At 58.1% G+C, this 20794-nt stretch carries 18 protein-coding genes; 9 read left to right on the top strand and 9 right to left on the bottom strand.

The window, feature by feature from the left end; all coding sequences use genetic code 11:
* Positions 1-247: 247 nt before the first annotated feature.
* The 6 genes from GA615_RS06890 (at position 248) to GA615_RS06865 (ending at position 8779) form a co-directional block, all read left to right on the top strand.
* Positions 248-1174: a serine/threonine protein kinase gene (locus tag GA615_RS06890; RefSeq protein WP_152050537.1), complete on the top strand. Its 927-nt coding sequence runs from the start codon at positions 248-250 to the stop codon at positions 1172-1174.
* Between the two features lie 174 nt (positions 1175-1348).
* Positions 1349-1630 (top strand): hypothetical protein, encoded by a 282-nt coding sequence (locus GA615_RS06885; RefSeq protein ID WP_235905168.1) that lies wholly within the window; start codon positions 1349-1351, stop codon positions 1628-1630.
* 35 nt (positions 1631-1665) lie between these two features.
* Positions 1666-2499 carry a 3-keto-disaccharide hydrolase gene (locus GA615_RS06880; protein WP_152050536.1) on the top strand — a complete coding sequence of 278 codons (834 nt, stop codon included), beginning with the start codon at positions 1666-1668 and terminating at the stop codon, positions 2497-2499.
* Positions 2500-2781: 282 nt separating this feature from the next.
* On the top strand, positions 2782-4203 hold the full coding sequence (locus GA615_RS06875) for a hypothetical protein (protein WP_152050535.1): 1422 nt from the start codon (positions 2782-2784) through the stop codon (positions 4201-4203).
* A gap of 21 nt (positions 4204-4224) precedes the next feature.
* Entirely contained in the window at positions 4225-5175 is a 951-nt protein-coding gene (locus GA615_RS06870; RefSeq protein WP_235905167.1) for a hypothetical protein, read from the top strand.
* A gap of 79 nt (positions 5176-5254) precedes the next feature.
* Positions 5255-8779, top strand: a complete 3525-nt coding sequence (locus GA615_RS06865; protein WP_152050534.1) for an outer membrane protein assembly factor BamB family protein — start codon at positions 5255-5257, stop codon at positions 8777-8779.
* Between the two features lie 93 nt (positions 8780-8872).
* Here the strand turns inward: GA615_RS06865 and atpC are convergent, their stop codons facing one another.
* The 9 genes from atpC to GA615_RS28650 form a co-directional block, all read right to left on the bottom strand.
* Positions 8873-9355, bottom strand: coding sequence for an ATP synthase F1 subunit epsilon (gene atpC, locus GA615_RS06860; RefSeq protein WP_152050533.1), 483 nt, complete (start codon positions 9353-9355; stop codon positions 8873-8875).
* A gap of 304 nt (positions 9356-9659) precedes the next feature.
* Positions 9660-11102, bottom strand: a complete 1443-nt coding sequence (gene atpD, locus GA615_RS06855; RefSeq protein WP_152050532.1) for a F0F1 ATP synthase subunit beta — start codon at positions 11100-11102, stop codon at positions 9660-9662.
* Between the two features lie 83 nt (positions 11103-11185).
* The gene (gene atpG, locus GA615_RS06850) at positions 11186-12097 is read right to left on the bottom strand and encodes an ATP synthase F1 subunit gamma (RefSeq protein ID WP_152050531.1); all 912 of its coding nucleotides are present in this window, start codon (positions 12095-12097) and stop codon (positions 11186-11188) included.
* Between the two features lie 197 nt (positions 12098-12294).
* Positions 12295-14013, bottom strand: a complete 1719-nt coding sequence (gene atpA / locus GA615_RS06845; protein ID WP_152050530.1) for a F0F1 ATP synthase subunit alpha — start codon at positions 14011-14013, stop codon at positions 12295-12297.
* Positions 14014-14110: 97 nt separating this feature from the next.
* Entirely contained in the window at positions 14111-14746 is a 636-nt protein-coding gene (gene atpH, locus GA615_RS06840) for an ATP synthase F1 subunit delta (RefSeq protein ID WP_152050529.1), read from the bottom strand.
* Positions 14746-15435 (bottom strand): F0F1 ATP synthase subunit B, encoded by a 690-nt coding sequence (gene atpF, locus GA615_RS06835; RefSeq protein WP_152050528.1) that lies wholly within the window; start codon positions 15433-15435, stop codon positions 14746-14748. The genes atpH and atpF overlap by 1 nt, the downstream gene beginning before the upstream one ends.
* Positions 15436-15575: 140 nt before the next feature.
* A complete protein-coding gene (atpE, locus tag GA615_RS06830; RefSeq protein WP_152050527.1) occupies positions 15576-15953 on the bottom strand; it encodes an ATP synthase F0 subunit C in 378 nt (125 codons plus the stop codon).
* A 101-nt stretch (positions 15954-16054) separates the two neighbouring features.
* The gene (gene atpB / locus GA615_RS06825) at positions 16055-16876 is read right to left on the bottom strand and encodes a F0F1 ATP synthase subunit A (RefSeq protein ID WP_152050526.1); all 822 of its coding nucleotides are present in this window, start codon (positions 16874-16876) and stop codon (positions 16055-16057) included.
* Positions 16877-16931: 55 nt separating this feature from the next.
* Positions 16932-17231 carry an AtpZ/AtpI family protein gene (locus tag GA615_RS28650; protein ID WP_390622217.1) on the bottom strand — a complete coding sequence of 100 codons (300 nt, stop codon included), beginning with the start codon at positions 17229-17231 and terminating at the stop codon, positions 16932-16934.
* Positions 17232-17819: 588 nt separating this feature from the next.
* Between GA615_RS28650 and GA615_RS06815 the strand changes: the two genes are divergently transcribed.
* The 3 genes from GA615_RS06815 (at position 17820) to GA615_RS06805 (ending at position 20777) form a co-directional block, all read left to right on the top strand.
* Positions 17820-18902 (top strand): DUF4912 domain-containing protein, encoded by a 1083-nt coding sequence (locus GA615_RS06815; protein ID WP_152050524.1) that lies wholly within the window; start codon positions 17820-17822, stop codon positions 18900-18902.
* A 202-nt stretch (positions 18903-19104) separates the two neighbouring features.
* Positions 19105-19887: a UvrB/UvrC motif-containing protein gene (locus tag GA615_RS06810; protein WP_152050523.1), complete on the top strand. Its 783-nt coding sequence runs from the start codon at positions 19105-19107 to the stop codon at positions 19885-19887.
* A gap of 281 nt (positions 19888-20168) precedes the next feature.
* Complete coding sequence (locus GA615_RS06805; RefSeq protein WP_152050522.1) at positions 20169-20777, top strand: 5-formyltetrahydrofolate cyclo-ligase; 609 nt, start codon at positions 20169-20171, stop codon at positions 20775-20777.
* The last annotated feature ends 17 nt before the right edge of the window (positions 20778-20794 follow it).

The following is a 20794-nucleotide window of genomic DNA, read 5'->3' as shown; positions in this document are numbered from 1 at the left end:
GAGGGTTTCGATCGTTCTGCTCAATCGCACTTTGAGTCCTCCTGCGTCACCAGACTCCTCCGAATCTCGTAGAATAAATCTGGCTTGGAGAGGTCTTATTCAGGCTCTTGCGTCGATCGTATTTCTCTGGGGAACCTGTTCCCCGGTCCCTTGGGCCTCGATACGATCACCTTTGGGTCCTTCGAGCGAAGCTCAACCCGATCGGCCTCTGCGACTGGCCGACCCGCTTCCGGGAGACGACGGCACGATGTTCGGAAAGCTATTCGGATCAAAGGAATCGAAAAAAGCCCCCGAACTTGCCGGGAAGGTCAAGCCCGCCCCGATACCGAAGATGAAGCGGGTGAACCTGGCTCGCCGATTCACGATCCTTGCCGAAACCAGTCAGGGGAGCATGTCCCATGTTTCCAAGGCCATGGACAACGAACAACAGCGGTCCGTCTGCTTAAAAGTGCAGAACAGTGAAAAGACTGCCGAAGCCTTGTCCCGAGCCTCCCGAGAAGGACGCCCACCCGAAGGGCTGATCGGTTCGAAAATCCGACATAAAAATGTCGTTTTGACCTTCGACTATGGTTTGTCGACCAAGAAAGAGCACTGGCTCTCGATGGAATTCGTCGAGGGTGTGAGCCTCTCGGAAATTCGGAAGATCGGCGCTCGGGACCTGAGTAACAAGGTCGGCCTGTTGATCCAGACGGCGGAAGGTCTGGAGGCGGTTCATCAGGCAGGATTTATCCATCACGACTTCGGTCCAAAGAACGTCCTGGTCAACCGCGAGAATGTGGTCAAAATCATCGATTTCGGTCTCGCTGTGCCCGATGAACCGCACTTCCATCGCCCAGGCAATCGTACCGGCACGCTCCAGTATATGGCCCCCGAATTAATTCGACGCGAGGCGACCGACCGTCGAATTGACATTTTTTCGTTTGGCGTCATGGCATTCGAACTCTTTACGAACCGACTGCCTTACGAGATGGCTGGCGACCAGATGGCCATGATCCGAGCCCGGATGAATGCCGATCCCCTTCGCCTGGCCGACGTGGCTCCCAATCTCCCGGACGATCTCTGCGCAGTGGTCGATCGGTGCCTGGCTCGACGAAAGGAGGATCGCTATCCCAGCATGGCACAAGTGGCCAACGATCTCAGGGCACTGGAGATTGCCCCGAAAGACGAAGAATGACGCACCTCGAGCATTCGAACATGCGATGCCATCGTTGACGGGGTATTGGGCAACCGCCAGTCACTTGCGTCGCATGGTCGAGCCTGGCAGACTTTCGAGACACGGATTGAGCTTCCAGCCAGGATCTCAATCTCCGAATCTCTCGGCAAATTGGTCCGGTTGGAAGACGTGGTGATGATCGAGCCTCCGAAGGTCCGACCTGGCAAAGTTCTTGAGGCGGACCCATCCCCTCGCATTGTCGCCTTCTTCCGAAATTCGTCCCAGGGAAACCTGGCGATTCAACGCCTGGTCGGTCTAGGCATTCCTTCGGATCGGCTCGCGGTGACTCCTCCCGATCAGATCGAGGGGCGTCAGGGGATGATTCTCTCCATTCCGCGTCCTGATTCCGTGCCCATGGACCGCATCGAATCGCTCTGCCGATCGCTCGGTGCCGAGGTTCATCACCAGCGATCCTGAGCTTCACCCTCCTTCAAACCCGATCGAGCATCCCGATGATCTCCTCGACATTTCTTGGCCTGGCCGTGATGTCCACGGCCCTGATCTCCCTTCCCTCGGCTCAAGACCGTGAGGATATTCCCGAGTTCGCGCTCGATCGCCCCGAGATTCGCTCGGGGGATCCCATCTTCCAGTTTAACGGTCGAGACCTTTCCGGTTTCTACACCTATCTGAAGGACAGCGGGTACGACGACCCCAAGAAGGTCTTCACGGTGAATGATGGAATGATCCGCATCTCCGGCGAGGAGTTCGGGGGCATCATCACCGACGACGAGTACGAAAATTACCACCTGGTTATCGAGTGGCGATGGGGGCCAAAGACGTTCCCGCCTCGGGTTGACAGGTCGCGTGATTCCGGGCTTCTCCTGCACTGTGTTGGCAAGGATGGCGCTGCCGGTTCCGGCTGGATGGAGTCGATCGAGTGCCAGATCATCGAAGGGGGATGCGGCGATTTCATCATGGTTGGCGGTGCCGAACGACCGAGTCTCACCTGCGTTGTCCGGGAAGGTGAGGGCAACCAACTCTACTACGACCCCGTCAACGGAAGTCCCGTAACCCGGAATTCAGGTCGCTACAATTGGTGGGGACGCGACCCTGAGTGGAAGGATGTCATCAACGTTCGAGGTCCCCGAGACGTCGAAAGTCCGGTGGGTGAATGGAACACGATGGAGGTGATTTGCGATGGCGAGACCATCACCAACATCGTGAATGGCTATGTCGTCAACGTCGGCACCAAGGCGAGTTTGACGCGAGGGAAGATTCTCCTCCAGTCCGAAGGGGCTGAGTTGCATTGCCGACGCTTCGAGGTTCGCCCGATTCTCAAGGATTGACGCAACCGGATCGAGTCACCGGCCTTTTCTTCGGCCGGTGACTCCCGAAGAATTCTCGCATCCGTCAGCGATTCAACTTGATGGTCCCTCGATCTTCTGCTCCGGAGTATCATGCTTGGTTTAGTTCGAAGCGTTTTGGGGTCACTCACGGTCGTTTTTGCGGCCTGGATGCCCTCGCATGCCGTGACGGCTCAAGACGCTCCCGTCTCCCGTGGAATTGCCTATCTGAAATCTCGCGGGCCATCGGTCACGCCCGGGGAATCAGCTCTAGCAGCCTTGGCAATGTTGAAAGCCGGTGTTCCAGCGAGTGATCCCGCGCTCGTCGAGACCATCCAGAATGCCCTAAGCGCCTCAACGACCGAGGGCTACCGACCGGCCCGCTCTGGAGGCGCTGACATCTACGAAACCGGCATCGCCTGCATGATGCTGGTCAACCTCGATCCTGCCGTCTACCGCCCCTTGATTCAGTCTGCGGCCTCCTATCTGATCTCCAAGCAAAAGAGCAACGGTGCCTGGGACTACGATGGAAGGGCGGGTGATACTGGCGATTGCTCGATCTCTCAATACGCCATCCTTGGGCTCTGGGAAGCAGAGAACGCCGGGGTCCGAATTCCTCCGAGCGTTTGGGAACGCGCGGCCCGATGGTACATGTCGGTTCAGCGTGGTGGCGGTTGGAATTACCATCCCGACGCTCCGAGCCAGCCGACCGTCTCGATGACAGCCGCAGGAACGGGCAGCCTACTGATCTGCAAGATGCAGCTTGCCCCGTATCGGAAGCGCAGGGAACGGACAACCAGTCCCTTGCTGATCCCGCTCGTACCTGAAACCGATCAGGCCGATTATCGAGTTGGTCTTTCTGAAGCACAGCTCGATCAAGCGATCGGTCAGGGAATTGCCTGGCTCGCTCGCAACTATCGTCCCGGTCAATCCAATCTTTTTGGACTCTCAACCTATTACGGTCTTTATGGCTGTGAACGTGTTGGAGGATTGGGAAATCTCACTCAATTCGGGTCCGTCGAGTGGTTCCGGGTGGGGTCTCAGTACATTACGGCGAACCAGGCGGGGGACGGAAGCTGGAACGCAATGTTCGAAACCGTTCCCAACACGTCCTGGGCGATTCTGTTTCTGACGCGGGCGACTGAGAAGACGCTCGAACGGATCCAGGTCGAGCGTCTTGGTTCCGGGACCTTGCTCGGGGGCCGGGGCCTTCCCGAAAACCTTGAGAATTTGACCGTGGCGCAAGGTCGGGTCGTTGTTCGACCGATGAACGGAGCGATTGAGGAAATGCTCTCGGTCCTTGAAGATCCTCGGGCCGACGAGGGAGAATCAGCCCTTGCCGGGTTAATCAACCGCTACTTCACCAGTGGTCCGCTTGCCCTCAAGCCGTACAAGGACCGATTTCGTGTCTTGCTGGTCGAGGGGATTCCCTCTCAGCGATTGACAGCCGCCTGGGCACTGGCCCGCACTGGTGACCTCGACGTCGTTCCCGATCTCATTGGGGCGCTCGAAGATCGCAACGACGAGGTTGCCGCGACCGCCGACTATGGCCTTCGGTTACTGAGTCGAAGTCTCGATCGTAACGGACTTCCTCCCGAGGCCGATGCCGAGCAAAAACGAGCCGCAGCGGCCGAATGGCAGCGTTGGTATGATTCGGTCCGACCCGCCATTCAGGTCGATCCCGCCATCTCTTCCGGTCGTAACTGACTCCGCGAGGGGCTCGCCACCATGACGGTGCATCAATCGCCCACCACTGCCACCGAGTCGGTTGATACATCCCGACTCCTCCCGCCTCAGATCCAGGGGGAAACGGATTATGACCGCGTGACCTCCCTGCTGATGGCTGTCATCATCAGCGCCGTGATCATCGTCGGCTGGCTTGCACTGATTTATCTCACAAATCGTTCCTATGCCCGCAGCGTTCCGGCCCAGATTGAGATCATTGAGGTCTACGGTGGGGGAGGTGGACGGCGCGACGGCGAAGAAAATTCCACCGAACAAATCGATGTGCCTGATGCCGATGTCGCGGCCTTTGCCTCGAACGCCGAACTCTCTCCCGCGGACTTCGAGGAACCTTCACTCGAACAGGTTCCGTCCGCAATGGTCGATGAACTGGCCAATCAGGAATTCGCCGACCTGGCCGAGGAGATGCCAGAGGGAGGCGCACTCGCGACTGGAATCCGAGCCTCGAAACTCGGCTCCGGTGCTGCTGCATATGGCCTTGGGGCGGGAGATGGTGGCGTCCCGCGCGAGCAGCGTTGGAGTATCATTTATAATCCCGGCCAGACCCTGGATGAATACGCCCGCTTGCTTGACTTTTTCGGTGTCGAGATGGCAACCGTACTCGACAACCAGATGCATTACGTATCGAACTTTACCAAGGCTCGGCCGGATGTGCGAATCGCGAACCGAGGCAACGACGATCGCCTGTACTTCCTCTGGCAAGGCGGGGGACGGCGCCAGTCGGACATTGAACTGTTGGGGAAAGCGGGAATTGATGTGGGACAGCGTGGAGTGATCTTCCAGTTCTTCCCTGCGCAGGTCGAGCAGATCCTCTCTCGCCTCGAACAACAATATAAAGGTCTGCAACCGCTGGAAATTCGGACGACCAAGTTCACGGTGATCCCGACCGGCAACCGATTCGCCTTCGAAGTGATTGATCAGCAACCTCTGAACTAAATGCGGTCACATCATTCCGGTCGATCATTCAGTGTGGGCGCTCATCCTTCTCCTGACTTCAACCCCTCGGACGCCTCGCATGGCAACGCTGGAGATTCACGACGGCAAGGGTCGTGTTGAATATCTGACGATTTCCCCAAATCATCAGGTTCTTATCGGTTCCGACCCGAAGTGCGATATCGTGATCGAAGACGTTGAGGCCATGCCGTTTCACGGTCGGCTTCGTTGGAAGACCGACCGATACAAGGTCGAGGCAACTCCGGAAGCCAGAACGCTCGAAGTGGACGGAAAGAAGGTCGTCTCTTCCAGCTTTCGTCAGGGAAGTGAACTCCGAATCGGCAAGGCTCGAATCTTTTTAATCACTCCGGACGATGGTCCGGCTCAGTTCGAAAAGACCCGAGTTCAAGCCCGGCCTGGAGCCCCCTTGGCTGGCGGCTGGGCCGGGCAGATGGGGCCGATGGCGGGAGAGGTTGAACCTCCTTCGCTCGACTCCGCGCTCGACGACGTCGAGGAGATCCTCGAACCTTCCCCCTCGATTCGAAACCGGAGATCGTCTCGACCTGATCGATCTACTCCGACAAAGACCTCAAAGCAGGAGGTTTCATCGGCTGGTCCTCAGAACGGAGCGAAGGGCGGGTTGGCCAACCCACTGATGATACCGGTTCGCTGGGTTCAGTCAGTTGTGTTTGGCAAGGATCAAGCACCGGGAGAGGAGCGCGTCCTTTCTTCGCCGGTGGTCATCATCCTGGTCCTGACCTTGGCAATCTTGGTGTCGCTCGGATTCGGATTGTTCGGAATCATTCGAGAGATGGCTGCGGATCGCGCCTTCGCCAAGGCCAAAGAGAGCCTTGAAAACGCCGAATATCGCAATGCGATCGAACGTTTCGACCTCTACGTCGATAATTATCCGCGCCACTCGCTCGTCTCCGAGGCACGGGTCTTGAGCGCTCTGTCCGAGGTCCGTCAGTTCACCACGGGAAGTAATCCCGCCTGGGCCAATGCCCTCGATGCTGCGGAATCGATGTACGAGAATCTCCGCCAGGAACCCGCCTATCCCGACTCCAAGGCGGACCTCGCCGAGGCGGTGCTGGAAGTGACCAACGGGCTGGTTGATCGAGCCCAGAGGCTGGCCGACGCTCAGGCTCTTGACCTCGCCGAACACTCCGTCACATTGCACGATCGCATTGGAGGTTCCGCGGCCATGCTGGCTCGGGAACGTGCCAAAGTTCCCACCAGACTGGAGGAGGCACGCGCTTCCGTCCAGAAAGCTCAGGCTCGGAAAACCGCATTGACCGCGATGGACGCCGCTCTTGAGGCTGGTGACCCGGACGCGACTTACTCGGCCCGCGACACGCTGGTGACGCAGTACGCCGATCAAGCCGACGATCCCGAAGTGATTACCCGACTCCGATCCGCCAACGAGCTGATTCGCTCCAACACCTCGGTCGATCTCACCCGGGTTCGAGCCTCGACGGAGCCCCGGCCAGACCCTCTCGGCCCTCCGACCTCCCTTGTCCTTCGCTCCTCTATGGAGCCGGCAGGGGAAAGCCCCTCGCTTGTCTTTGCACTGGCCGATGGATTCGCCTACGCGCTCGATGCCGCCAATGGTGCTCCCATCTGGCATGTCCCTGTTGGGCTTGATTGTCCGTTTCCGCCGCTTTCGATTCCAGGAGCCGACGGTGATGTTCTGGTGTTTGATCCCCGATTTGGCGATCTGATGCGTCTGTCGGGCAAGAATGGTCAGCTCGTCTGGAGGCAAGAGATCGGTGAAGCGGTGATCGCCCCCCCCTTGATCCTTGGAAATCAGCTTGCTCAGCCGACGGCTGGTGGGCGACTGATCCTGATCAACCTGGTCAGCGGTGACCGGCAAGCATCCATCGACCTGGGCCGAAAGCTCGCCAAGACCCCCGTCGCGGATGATCTGGGACGACATTATTATGTTCTTGGACATGCGGCCGTGGCCTTCGTGATCCGACGAGATCCCGTCGAGTGTGTTGCCGTCGAGTATGTAGGTCACGAGCCCGGTTCGGCCGCGTGTCCCCCGGCTCGATTCGGAAACTATCTGCTCGTTTCGGAAAATCGTCGTCCCGAGTCCGGCCGTTGGTCCCTCTTCCAGATCGAGTCTGAAGGAACGCGTCTTCGACTCCGCCAGCGCGTCGATCACATCGGGTGGACCTGGGATACTCCGGCATCCTCCGGCCAGGTTCTCTGGGCCGTGAGTGATCGAGGTAGTATCGATGCTTATGCCATCGGTCCCTATGAACAGGAAGACCCCCTTCGACTGATTACTCGGGTCGAGCCTGAAGGATCGAGGCTCGGACCAACGTTCACCTATGCTCGCACCGACCGAGAACTTTGGGTCGCTTCGGCCCGAACCGCCCGGTACGAGCTCGACACGAAGACTGCAACCCTGTCGACGGCCTGGACCCTCTCACAGGCCGGGGCTGCGCTCGCTCCTCCTCAGATTCTCGACAACCGGATGGTTCTGACCCAGGCACCGGATCGAGGCCGAGGAGCCACGCTCTGGTCCGTCGATCCTCGAAATGGCGCGGTTTCCTGGAGAACGATTCTGGGTTCTCCCTGGCCGGCTCCTCCCGAGCCGATGCCTGATCGTCGAGGACTTGCCTCGCTTTCCGGTGATGGGAGTCGATTGGTGCTTCCCGTTGACGACCTTCAGGCTGGGGGCTTCGTTGTCGAGCCGATTCCCAGGCCCGGTGACCGCCGCCTTCCCGTGGGTCAGCTTCGACGCATGGATGCCGGGTTGGCCACTCTGGTCATCCCATCGCCCGACACGGACCACCTGTTTGTGCGAGAGGAGGATGGAGCGAATCTCACCCGAATTACACTCCCATCTCCGTTAAGCGCTCGACCATTGACCTGGGAGGATGACTTGCTTGTACCCGGTGTGGATGGTCGGGTTTATCTGATCGATCCCACGACCGGTGGCCCCAAGGCCGATCCACTCTTACCGACCTTCACGGGCGATGGACCAAGTGCTTGGCTTGATCCAGTGCCGATCAATGGCAACGCAATCGTGCTTGCTGATCGGAACGGGGGGGTGCGTCGCGTCTACAAGGATGAGGGAGACCGCCCCCGCCTGGTAATCGATACGGAGGTCGCACTTGGGCAACCACTGATCGCTCCCCCGGGCTCCACAGGAGATACGATCATTCTGGCCACGGCCGACGGTTGGATTCGGGCCCTCGCTTCCCGAGACCTCAGTCCGGCAGGAGCCTGGGAACTCGACGCACCGGTTGCGCTGGGGCCATATACCGACCTGGATTCCGGTACGGTCCTCGTCGCGGATGCCTCAGGCAAGGTAATAGCGTTCGGTCTTGGTGGAGAGCGTCTGTGGACGATCGATCTGGAAGGAGACAGCCTGTCGGGACCACCCATGATCGAAGGTGACGATGTCTGGCTTTGCACACTTGGCGGCACATTGCACCGACGAGTTCTCTCCGACGGCTCTCCGTCGGATCGGTTCGAGCTGAGCCCCTTACCCGCAGGCGGGCCCAACCCGGTTGAAGGAACAATGGTCCTCCCAGCCTCTCCGGGAACCCTCCGACTGCTGCGAACTTCAACGATTGACCCGGCAGCTGATTGAGTTGTCAGATCATCCTTCGCAAAAAAAGTCGTCCTCAAGAGTTGAGGACGACCTCTGATAATGCACAACCGATCATTCCATCGGTCGATGAAGTTAATTCCCTGCCCCTGACTTGCCGGCAAGCCGGAGCAGGGCCCTGGCGCGATCTTCGGCACGGGCCTTGTCTGTAAGATCCAGAGGGGAGGTCACTTTCCGAGCCTTTGCTGATTCAAGCTCTTGCTGGGCGAGATTCCGGTCGATTTTCTCAACCGGCATGGCCCGAGAGGTGAGGATGGTTACGACATCATCACGGACCTGAGCGAAACCACCATCCACGAAGTATCGCCGTTCTGAGGTTCCAGTCCGGAGCCGCAGCGCTCCGTAACCGAGTCGTCCAATCAGCGGAGTGCGACCCGGCAATACACCGAGTTCTCCGTCGAAAAGAGGAAGTGCCACAAATTCGGCAACATCTTCAAGAACGGTTGCCTCTGGAGTCACCACCAGACAGCGAACACCGTGATGTTCCTTTTTCACTGGATTGCCCGGAGGGACATCAAACGGTTCCTGGGGTTCGATTAGGGCCGCAGTCGTGGACATGGCCGCTCAAGTCTCCCGGGTCAGGCTCGCTGCAATAAGGCTCGGAGCGTGGGTCAACGAATCAAAATCAACGGTGGTCCGTGTGCCGAGCGGCGAATCGATCGGGGCTCAGGTCAGTGTGGGTACCAGGAGACTGGGACTCGCTCCGAGTCGACAAGGTACCACTCCCCGATCCGATTGGGGCAAGGCTTTCGGGCGAGAGTCGCGGTTGGCCGCTCATCACGATCGTCTGTCCAATGTCGTTGGGCCGTCCAGAACTTACCCACGTTGCCGATCGGACAGACGATTCTGACGAGGAGACTGCTTAGCGAGCCATTCGATTCGCTTGCTCTTCGGCCTCCTCGATCGCGCCCACGTAAAGGAAGGCACTTTCGGGCAAGTGGTCCCACTTGCCGTCACACAGTTCCTTGAAGCTTCGAATCGTGTCGGCCAGCGGAGTGTACTTGCCGGCCTTGCCGGTGAAGACCTCCGCAACGAAGAACGGTTGCGAGAGAAATCGTTCGATTCGGCGAGCACGATGAACAATGACCTTATCTTCTTCGGATAGTTCATCGATACCAAGAATTGCGATGATATCTCGAAGTTCACGGTACCGCTGGAGAATCGACTGGACCCGCCGTGAGACCTCGTAGTGCTCAACACCGATAAACTGTGGGTCAAGAATCCGGCTGGTCGAGCCAAGCGGATCGACGGCCGGATAAATCCCCTTTTCAGAGATTGACCGGGCGAGCACGATGAAGGCATCCAGGAAGCCGAAGGTCGTTGCAGGTGCCGGGTCGGTCAGGTCGTCGGCTGGTACGTAAACCGCCTGAACCGAGGTAATGGCACCTTTCGTAGTTGAGGTAATCCGTTCTTGCAAGGCTCCCATTTCCGTGGCGAGAGTGGGCTGATATCCCACATTGGAGGGCATTCGGCCAAGCAACGCCGAGACTTCGGAACCAGCCTGGCTGAATCGGAAGATATTGTCGACGAACAGAAGAGTCTCTGCCCCGGTCGCATCTCGGAACCATTCGGCATTGGTCAAGGCTGACAGCGCGACACGAAGACGAGCACCAGGAGGCTCGTTCATCTGCCCGAAGAACATGACCGTACTGTCGATGACCGATTTGGCATCGGCGCCGGTACCGGTCTTCGTCTCCTGCATTTCGAGCCAAAGGTCATTGCCTTCGCGGGTTCGCTCACCCACTCCAGCGAAGACGGCGTATCCGCTGTGGACCTTCGCAATTCGGGCAATTAGTTCCTGGAGAATGACCGTCTTGCCCAGTCCCGCACCACCGAAGAGTCCGATCTTACCACCACGAACAAACGGGGTGAGCAGGTCGATCACCTTGATGCCGGTTTCGAAGACTTCGGTCTTCGGAGACAGTTGATCGAACGACGGAGCGGGGCGGTGAATCGGCCAATGTTCCTGAGCGGGGACCGGCCCTCGTCCATCGATCGGTTCACCGAGCAGATTGAAGACGCGTCCAAGAGTTTCAGTCCCGACCGGAACGCTGACGGGAGCTCCGGTATCGATCACATCCATGCCCCGGACCAACCCGTCTGTACTTCCCAGGGCGACACAACGGACACGGTTGCCGCCGAGGTGTTGCTGAACCTCGCCGGTCAAGTTCACCGAGACGCCCTTGACCTCAGTCTCCACCTTGAGGGCAGAGTAAATCTCAGGAAGATGCCCCTCATCAAACTCGGCATCGAAGGTCGAGCCAATGACCTGGGTGATCCGTCCGGTAGCGGTGGCGGTGGCCATGGGGAGATACCCTTGGATTCAAAAGCGTGGGGGGATGTTCGATCGTGTATCCGGCGTGGTCGATGGGTAGAGTCGCAACCTGATCAACCAAGCGCTGCGGCACCACCGATGATTTCAGACAACTCTCGAGTAATCTGTGACTGCCGGGCACGGTTATACTGTCGGGTCAGTGTTTTGACCATTTCGTCAGCATTTTCGGTGGCGCCCCGCATGGCGATCATGCGCATGATTTGTTCACTGACGGCGGCATCGAGGAAGCATTTGAAGAGTCGAACCTTGAAGGACGCCGGAACGATCTCTTCAAGAATGCTTTCCGGTTCCGGCAGGAACTCGTAAGGAGTCCGTGCTCGACCGAGGGCACCATTCGCCCCTTTCCTGGGATGTCGACTGACATCTTCTCTTGCACGATCAACCGTCATCGGAAGCAAGGTTTCGCTGACGGGTGTCTGACGAGACGCCGAGACAAACCTTGTATAAACGACCTCGAATCGGTCGATCTCGCCACGGAGAAACATTCCCAGATAACGGTTTGCGAGAACCTCAACCTCGTCGAACTGAGGGCGGTCCTCAAATTGTGTGTAGGTCGTATCGACCGCAATGCGGCGAAACCGGAGAAAGCCGATGCCTCGCTTTCCCGATACTTCGAGTAATGGAGTGGTACCGGTCTCCTGAAACTCCTCGTAGTTTCGAGTGGCCAGTCGAAGAACGTTCCCATTATAGCTGCCGGCAAGTCCCCGATTGCTGGTCAGCACGAGCATGCCGACCCGACGAACCGGATCGCGCTGCTCTAATAACGGATGACTGACCTGAGTGGTTGAGGTCTCGCTCAGATCGCTCACAATTTCTGCAATCTTGCGAGTATACGATTCGGCCTCGGTCGCGCGGTCCAGAGCTTTTCGAAAGCGGGCCGTGGCGATCAACTCCATCGTCCGCGTAATCTTCTTGATGTTCTGGACCGACTTGCGGCGTTTGATGATCGCTCGGGCCTTGGCCATGATCAGAAACGTCTCTTCAAAGGATGGGCCGGACCCGAAGTTATCGGATCAACGGCGGAGAAGGCCAATTCAACAGAGACCGAGGGTTCCAAGACGTCTTGATTCCAATAGGGTCTGAGGACCCGTTGTTCACGAGTACCCAGAACCCCCGGAATCAATCGACTGCCCAATCGAAGGGACCGTTCGGCAGGAGCCAATCAGGCAGACGCGACAGCAGCACTTCGTGCGTGCGACGGGTGAGCCATCGCGTAGCGAGTTCGAAATTCCTCCAGGGCCGCCCGGAGTCCCGTGACGATCTCTTCGGTGAGCTTTTTCTCCTGAACAAGGCGATCCCGAATGTCTTTCTTCTCGGTCGCCATGAACCGCAAGAATTCCTGCTCAAACTGCTGGACCTGAGAGACAGGCAGGGTGTCCAGGAAGCCTTCCGACCCCGCAAAGATGCTCATCACCTGATCAGCAACGTTCATCGGCTGATACTGCGGCTGCTTGAGCAACTCAACCATGCGATAACCACGGTCGAGTTGCTGTTGGGTTGCCTTGTCAAGCTCGGTGCCGATCTGAGCAAACGCCTCCAGTTCTCGGAACGCGGCCAGGTCAAGGCGGAGACCACCGGCCACCTTCTTCATGGCCGGCACCTGCGCCTTGCCGCCCACCCGAGACACCGAGATCCCGACATCGACCGCGGGACGAACTCCAGCGAAGAACAGGTCGGGTTGGAGATAAATTTGACCATCCGTGATCGAAATCACGTTGGTGGGAATGTACGCCGACACCTCACCTTCGAGGGTTTCGATCAACGGCAGGGCCGTGAGCGATCCCCCGGACTTCGCAGTCTTTGCGATCTTATGTCCGGTTGCGTAGTTGGCTTTCAGGTCGTGTGCTGCTTCTTCCTTGCCAGGCACACCGACGTAGACCTTTCCATTCACGCCCCAGGACTCGGCCACGGGATCGTCCGAATTCTCGGTCGGAGCGCTCTCCGGAACAATAACGTACTTCTCGGCCAGCTTGGCCGAGCGTTCGAGAAGGCTGGAATGGATGTAAAAGACGTCGCCCGGATAGGCCTCGCGACCCGGCGGCCGTCGTAACAGGAGCGACAGCTCGCGATAGGCAACCGCTTGCTTCGACAAGTCATCGTAGACGCAGAGGGTCGCCATCCCCTTCTCGTACATGAAGTACTCGGCCATGGCGCAACCGGCATAAGGAGCAATGTGGGCCAGGGGGGCCGGATCACTCGCTCCTGCGGCAACGACGATGGTGTAATCCATCGCCCCTTCACGCCGGAGGATATCGACGAGTTGAGCAGTGGTCGATTCTTTCTGAGCAATCGCCACATAAACGCAGATGACGCCTTGGCCCTTCTGGTTCAAAATGGTGTCGATGGCCACGGCAGTCTTGCCGGTTTTTCGATCGCCGATGATCAGCTCTCGCTGGCCGCGACCGATCGGAATCATCGAGTCGATCGCCTTGATGCCAGTCTGCAAGGGCTCGTCGACAGGCTGACGATCCGCAATGCCTGGAGCAGAGGAGAATACCATCCGTCGCATGTCGCTCAGAATCGGTCCGCCATCGTCGATGGGTTCGCCGAGGGGATTGACCACGCGACCGATCATTCCGTCACCAACGGGAACACTCAGCAATTCACCCGTTGCCGTGGCGGTCTGGCCTTCTCGAATCTGTTTGAAATCCCCGAGGATGATCACACCCACCGAGGATTCCTCAAGGTTCAAGGCCATTCCACGAATACCATTCTCGAAGGCAACGACCTCACCAGCCATGATGCCGGAGAGGCCGTGAATCCGGGCAATGCCGTCACCGACTTCCAGCACCCGGCCGACTTCGACCCGGTCGACATCGGCCCGGAACTCCTGAATCTCTCGTTGAATAAGTGAGGTGATCTCGTCGGATCGGAATTTCATGGGTCGACCTTCGATGGGGGGGGATCGCTCAAGGCGGCCGGTCACGGCATCTGGCAGCGTTACCGACGGCAGTATTCAAGAAGAGTTCGGGGCATGGTCAATCGACCACGAGATCCAAGCGACTGCGAAGTTCTCCGGCCCGACTGCGGAGCAAGACTTCGTGCATTCGTCGCAATTGGTTCCGGACCGAGGCATCGTAGAGTTGGTCCCCGATCTGAACTACAAGGCCACCGAGAAGTTCTGGTTGAACCTCCTCGGTGATCATGGGGGTCGCTCCTCCGGCGAGAGACACCAGGCGCTCCTGAAGCAAGGCACGCTGGTCAACATCGAGAGGAACGGCGGAACGAATCGTCACAGGGATACGATTGTTTTGGCGATGCCACATTGCCCGAGCGGTTCGGGCGATCAGCGGAACAAGGCCGAGACGATCTCGACGGTTCAAGACTCTGAGAAACCTCAAAAGCGTCGGATGGGCTCGTCCCTCGAACGTCGAAACCAGCAGCTGATCACGGCGATGCTGATCCGAAATTCCTTCGGAAAGCAAGCCGGCGAAAACGGGTTGATGCTCGAAGATGTCCGTCACGAACTCATCGAGCTCGTCGAGAATCGTCTCAACCTCGTTGCTCGATTCAGTCACGTTCAGCAGAGCGGTGGCGTAGGTGTGGGAAATCTCTTCAGCACCTTCATCGAAGACGGTCCCACTGACATCGACGGAAGGTTCTGTGCTGCTCATCAGCTCAGTCCTCCTCGACCGTTCGGACCAACCGCTTGAAGTTCCTGAGAGGCCACTTCGATCAATCGGCGGTGTTCCTCACCGGCGATTTCCCGACGCAGGACCTGGCCGGCGACTGCCACTGCAAGATCGGCCGATCGTTCGTAGAGGTCTGCGACCGCCTGCTCCTTGGCGGCCGAAATTTCTCGAGTCGCTCGCTCAACAGTCGCCTCGGCGTCTGCGCGAGCCTGACCAAGCCGTTCTTGATAGGCCGTTTCGGCCTTACGGTTGGCCTCATCCATGATCTGTCTAACCTGATCCTGGACCTGTTCCATCTGCTTCCGATGTTGTTCCAGCAAGGCAGCCGCTTCGGCTCTCGCATTTTCTGCCTCACGGAAGGCAGATTCCAGCGATTGCTCCCGGGCTTCCAGCGCTTTGGAGATTGGTCCCCAGGCGAATCGATAGAGCAACAACAGAAGCAGGAAAAAGACAGTGACAGTGTAAATCGCCAGAGAAGGCTCTGCGGCGAGAATATCAATCTCACCTTCACTGGTTGCGTGTGAGTCGTGTTCTTGACCCGCGACGGCCTGAACGGCATCGTCGATCAACGGTTCGGCAAAGGCCGAAGTTCCGCCGACGATCCAAATCGTGGTCAGGGTCAGCAGGAAAGTCATCAGTGGCCCAAAGGCCGAGAGCTTGCGCCGGAGCATCGCAGGGGGGCCTCGCGATCGAGTCGGTTCGCGGCGATCAGGGAGTGCGAAGGATTGAAAAAGCGAACAGGAATTCCGTTGGGGAGTTGTCCGAGAACCCCCGGTGAGATCCAGGAGTCCCGGACAACTCTTGGCTCAACTCAGTACGCTGACAGAATGAAGCCGATGATGATCAAGGCGAAGAAGGAGACACCTTCAATAAGTGCAGCCGAGATAATCATCGCAGTCTGAACATTGCCGGCAGTTTCGGGTTGACGAGCCATACTCTCGACTGCCGAGCGAGTCAGCATACCGATTCCGAAACCGGCACCGATAATCACCAGACCGGCACCCAATGCCCGGGAATCCGCGAACGCTCCTTTGGACGAGGCAGCACTCGCAATCCGAGCCGCGTCTTCTGCCGATTCCGCCTGAAAAGCGACGGCAACGGTCTCGTCCTGAGCGAACGAGGCGATGGCCGGAACCAGGAGGGCGGCGGAGAAGACCAGAATCGGGGCGGCGATCTTCGCGAAGGACATGGGGGGGAACACTCCTCAGGGGTTGTGGGGCAAGGGATCGATGGGGCGAGGGAATCAAACCCAGCGGACACCCGCCGCTGGATTGCCCGTCCGCCGCGAACTCAATGCGAGTGGACAGCCGCACCGATAAACAACGCCGACAAGAAGGTGAAAATGTAAGCCTGCAAAAACGCCACGAACAGTTCGAGCAGGCTCAACAACACCACGCCGCCAACACTGGCGGCAATCACCGGCCCCTTGATGTAGAGGGCCGCCTGCGACACCGTCAGGGTGAAGCCAAGGATGACCGCCAGCACAATATGGCCAGCGAGCATATTCGCAAAGAGCCGCACTGAGAGGACCACGTGCCGAATGAAGAGTCCGGCAACCTCAATGACAAACATCAAGGGCCAGAGGATCGGCTTCATGATCCAAGGGACGTCCATGTGTGGCACAAGATTCTTCAGAAAGCCGACCGGCCCCATCTCCTTGACTCCGGCCACGATCACGGCGCCGAGTGTCATCAGAGCAAGAGTCGCTGTGACGTTGATATTCCCCGTGGCAGACGCCCCACCAGGAATCATTCCCAGCAGGTTGCAAATCAGCACGAAGAAAAAAACCGTCCAGAGATAGGGCAGGAATTGGTCAGCATGATGGTGACCAATCGCGGGTCTGGCCATCTTGTCCCGAATGAAAACGAGAATTGACTCGAAGATGTTCAAAAACCGGCCACGAGTCACTTGCTGTCGGGCAGCATGACGCGCAAGCGGAATGAAGACCGCCAACATGACCAAGGCGGCGATCGTTTCCATGACCATGAAGCGTGTCACCTGAATCCCGAACACCTCGGGTAAATCCAGTTCGCCAAAGAACGGGATTTCGAGCGTCGGATGATCGATGACATGGTCAAGCGGACTATGTTCGTGTGCGTGTTCGTCGGCCATAGATGATCGTTGAGGTTCGAGAGTTTCGCCGGGGGAGTCTCGTTCGAAACCGAGGTCACTCACGCGATTCGTTGGATCGGGTTGTGGAGGCGAGCCGAATCATGTGAAGCATGCCGAGAAAGAATCCGAGACATGCTCCCACGAGGGTCGCCGTCGGTGCGGTCCCCCAACGTCGATCGAGTGCAAAACCTGCCAGGGCGGGCAGGGAGAACTCCAGACCCAACGTCGAGATCCGATAGGCCCAGATCAGCCCAGCCGACACGGGACTCGGGGATGATGGGGAAGACAATCGCCTTTCTCCTCGGCCCCAGCTTGCAGGGGCAAGTGACTCGCTCGCAAGGATCCACTGGATCATCACGCCGAATCGAAGAGACGGGTCACGAATGCTTCCAGTGATCCCTGTTGGAGTCATTTGATACATTGGCCAGACCTGTGCTGTCAACTCCCCAGGCACCCACTTTGAGAAATTTTTCACAAATCCCCACTCGTCGCTGCGATGGAACGTCGGTGACTGTGCCAACTCGTCGCAACTGTCCGATGATGGACACCCTGCGTATTATTTTTTGATTGACAAGAAGTGGTTATCAATGGTATCTAACCTTTAGCTGGAAGCTTTGTCCGCGTCCCCTTCAAAGCCGTTTAAGGGCTTGCCGATGGGCACACGCTTACTCACGACCCGACTACTTTACGTAAAGGCGGCGATTTGATTACCCTGACAGGTGATCAGAGGGCCGCCTTCGGTGTTTTCTAGTGGGTTCTGCTCGTGCGTACCTGGCAATTCCTTCGGACAATTCTTTGAAGTGAACGCCCCGGCCGCTTCCATCAGTTCGCAGTCCGGGAGACATGGATTTCTCCGGATCGGCCCACTCACGGAGGATGTCCGCGATGACCACGACGGGCCGCGAAGGCCCCCGCCTGCGGCTCGGACTCGGAGTGGCCAGAGATGACTGTCGAGACGCTCAAGGACTGCAACAAGAAGGAGCTGGCCCGGATGGCGAAAGACCGGGGTATTCCCGGTTGGCATGCGATGCGAAAAGACCAGCTCGTCCGAGCACTCAGTACCGCAATCGCTCCCCCGTCATTGCCTGGTCGCTCCTCCGGCATCAAAAAAAATGATTCGAACGACGTCAAGTCCCGTGACGTTCGCTCACGTCGGTCTCGGGCCGAATTGCAGGAACCTGAACCTGCCTCGGCTCAAGCTAGTCCGCCCAGGACCCTTGACCACGGTTGCGTCAAGGATCGCATTATTACTTCGGTACGCGATCCGTATTGGTTACACACCTATTGGGAATTGAGCCGAACCACACTTGGTCGTGCTCAGGCTGCCATGGGGCAAGAGTGGCATCGCGCTCGGCCGATCCTTCGGCTCATGGATGTCACCAGCGAAGATACCACCGCGAATGCCGAACGTGTCGTTCGAGACATCCCGATTCATGGAGGCGTGAACAATTGGTACATCGACGTTTGCGAGCCTCCTCGATCCTATCGGGTTGATATTGGATACCTCTCTCGTCAGGGAAGGTTTTTCGTCCTGGCCCGTTCCAATGTGGTCACTACCCCTCGCGTGGGCTGCAACGATTTGCTCGATGAGCACTGGGCCAGCGTCGATTCCCAGTACCAGACCATTTTCAAGCAATCGCTTCATGGTGGTTCTGCCTCACGAGACCTCCTCGAGATCTTCGAGGAACGTCTTCGACGCCCGATGAACCCCTTGAATTTCTCCAGTCTTGGAACTGGAGCGCTCCAGGCTTCAAACGGTAATCGAAATTTCCACTTCGAGATTGATGCCGAGCTGATCGTTTACGGCACGACTGAGCCGAATGCAAAAGTCACGCTTCAGGGGGAACCGGTCAAACTTCGGCCCGACGGCTCCTTCAGTGTTCGCTTCAGCCTTCCTGACAGCCGACAGATCATCCCGGCAGTCTCGTCCAGCCCAGACGGTGTCGAGGAGCGAACGATCGTCCTGGCGGTTGAGCGAAATACGAAGGAACTCGAACCGATGATCCACGACGGGAACGAGCTCTGAGACTCGTTTCGCGCATTGCGTTTTTGACACGATTCGTTTTCGACGCCGCGACTCCTCGCCTGTTTCCTCGAGGAGTCGCGGCGTCTTTTTCTTGGTCGAAACACGTAGACTGGCATAGACTTCTCTTTAAAGGTTTGCTGCTTGATTCGGCTTCATCAGATCGAGTCCGAATCGTCTGAGGGACCGACGAGAGGTTTCGAACGTGAGTAAAGACATCCGCCCCATTCTTGCCGGCTGGGATCACGACCCCGACGACTTTCAGGTCCGCATCGTGGCCGGTCTCGACGGCCGAGACAAGCTTCAGATGCGACTTGATCTTGGCTTGCTTCAGATGGAACTAGAGGGCAGGCCTGATGGGAATAAACCCTTCGGTGCCGATTCCCTGCTGGACTACCACGAGGCCCGGGCTCAGAACAACGAGGTGCACTCAGGCACTTACGTCCTTGAACCTGCCGACTGCGAAGCGCTGATGCGGGAGGCCATCCAGTTCTATCACCGGTACGTCGCGCTCTTTCACCTCGGACGGTACGACCTCGTTTCGCGAGACACTGCACGCAATCTTCGACTCTTCGACTTCGTCAAGTTGCATGCGATTCGAGATCGCGACAAGCTCGCGTTCGATCAGTATCGTCCCTACGTCACCATGATGCGGGCCCGTGCGCTTGCTCATCAGGCGCTCGATCGAAGTGATCATCGCACCGCGATCGACGTTCTCGATCAGGCGATTGGTGCCATTAAAGGGTTTTTCCGAGAGTACGATCAGCAGGAACAGATCAACAGCTCTCAGGAATTAATCCTCCTCCGCAAGCTCCGTCGAGACATCGACCGAGAGAGACGCGCTGACCCTGTCGAACGTCTCGACGATCAACTCCATCACGCCGTCGCCCGGGAAGATTACGAGGAAGCGGCACGCATCCGAGATCAGATCCGTCGACTTCGAATCGCAAGTTCCATGAACCCCTCGGATCGCAGTCCCGCCTCTTGATGACTAGGCCTGGCCGTGTTACATTTTTGATGTCTGGTTCGCCAGGCCCTCTGCCATGTTCGCGAAGGGTGTCGCTTATTGGAGAACCAACGCTAAAACCCGTAGGGGCCCGTACGATCCCTCGGCTTGGCCAGCGGATCTGAGCGTCCCACCTGAACTGCGGGTTCTCAAAACCGCCCTGGACGGCATTAGGGTGGAGGTCTCCATCGAGCCCGTTCTTTGTCTCTCTCCTTGGGGAAGCAAGCACGGGCTCTTGGATTTTTCGCGAAAGGTGATGTGCCGTGTCGACCGATCCTCTCCGCGCTGCCAAGACTCGGCTGCGCCGCCTGGTCGTCGACCGCATCCTGTCGTTGGACCCTGCCGATCGCCTGCGGCAGGAGCAGGTACTCCTGGAGCGATTCTCGACGCTTCCCGGTTTTGATCGCGCAACGGTCATCCTGCTCTTCGTCGCTCACCTGCCCGAGGAGGTCCCGACCCGAGGCATGATTGAACTTGCCCTCGAACGGGGAAAGATCGTGGTCTGTCCTCGAGTGGATCGCCAGGAACGACGACTTCGTCTGTTCCAGGTTAAGCACTTTGATCGAGATTTGGTACCCGGGCCGTTCGGGATTCCCGAACCGAAGCCGGGCGCTTTAGAAATCGGGCCTGAGCAGATCGACTGGGCCTTGATCCCCGGAATCGCGTTCGATGCTCAGGGCTCTCGGCTCGGCCGGGGTGCCGGTTATTACGATCGCCTACTTCCCTTGCTTAATCCGAACGCGCCTCGTCTTGCATTGGTGCTTGATCCTCAATGGGTCGACGAGTTACCCACCGAACCACACGATCAACCCGTCCATGGTGTGGTTGGGTGCCAGCGCTCCTGGCTGTCACCTCAGCTACCGGTCCTGTAGCCGAAGTCGGGACATCT

Origin of the sequence: Tautonia marina (genome assembly GCF_009177065.1) — a bacterium.
Taxonomy (GTDB): Bacteria; Planctomycetota; Planctomycetia; order Isosphaerales; family Isosphaeraceae; genus Tautonia; species Tautonia marina.
Note: the sequence above shows the minus strand (reverse complement) of the source record. Positions and strands in the feature narration are given on the sequence as shown.

Excerpts from the sequence above, each read along its gene's own strand:
- GA615_RS06870 (WP_235905167.1), top strand. The coding sequence starts at position 4,225 with ATGACGGTGCATCAATCGCCCACCACTGCCACCGAGTCGGTTGATACA.
- GA615_RS06890 (WP_152050537.1), top strand. The coding sequence starts at position 248 with ATGTTCGGAAAGCTATTCGGATCAAAGGAATCGAAAAAAGCCCCCGAA.
- GA615_RS06885 (WP_235905168.1), top strand. The coding sequence starts at position 1,349 with ATGATCGAGCCTCCGAAGGTCCGACCTGGCAAAGTTCTTGAGGCGGAC.
- atpG (WP_152050531.1), bottom strand. The coding sequence starts at position 12,097 with ATGGCCAAGGCCCGAGCGATCATCAAACGCCGCAAGTCGGTCCAGAAC.
- GA615_RS28650 (WP_390622217.1), bottom strand. The coding sequence starts at position 17,231 with ATGATCCAGTGGATCCTTGCGAGCGAGTCACTTGCCCCTGCAAGCTGG.
- atpC (WP_152050533.1), bottom strand. The coding sequence starts at position 9,355 with ATGTCCACGACTGCGGCCCTAATCGAACCCCAGGAACCGTTTGATGTC.
- atpH (WP_152050529.1), bottom strand. The coding sequence starts at position 14,746 with ATGAGCAGCACAGAACCTTCCGTCGATGTCAGTGGGACCGTCTTCGAT.
- atpF (WP_152050528.1), bottom strand. The coding sequence starts at position 15,435 with ATGCTCCGGCGCAAGCTCTCGGCCTTTGGGCCACTGATGACTTTCCTG.
- atpB (WP_152050526.1), bottom strand. The coding sequence starts at position 16,876 with ATGGCCGACGAACACGCACACGAACATAGTCCGCTTGACCATGTCATC.
- atpA (WP_152050530.1), bottom strand. The coding sequence starts at position 14,013 with ATGAAATTCCGATCCGACGAGATCACCTCACTTATTCAACGAGAGATT.
- GA615_RS06865 (WP_152050534.1), top strand. The coding sequence starts at position 5,255 with ATGGCAACGCTGGAGATTCACGACGGCAAGGGTCGTGTTGAATATCTG.
- atpD (WP_152050532.1), bottom strand. The coding sequence starts at position 11,102 with ATGGCCACCGCCACCGCTACCGGACGGATCACCCAGGTCATTGGCTCG.
- GA615_RS06875 (WP_152050535.1), top strand. The coding sequence starts at position 2,782 with ATGTTGAAAGCCGGTGTTCCAGCGAGTGATCCCGCGCTCGTCGAGACC.
- GA615_RS06880 (WP_152050536.1), top strand. The coding sequence starts at position 1,666 with ATGATCTCCTCGACATTTCTTGGCCTGGCCGTGATGTCCACGGCCCTG.
- GA615_RS06815 (WP_152050524.1), top strand. The coding sequence starts at position 17,820 with ATGACTGTCGAGACGCTCAAGGACTGCAACAAGAAGGAGCTGGCCCGG.
- atpE (WP_152050527.1), bottom strand. The coding sequence starts at position 15,953 with ATGTCCTTCGCGAAGATCGCCGCCCCGATTCTGGTCTTCTCCGCCGCC.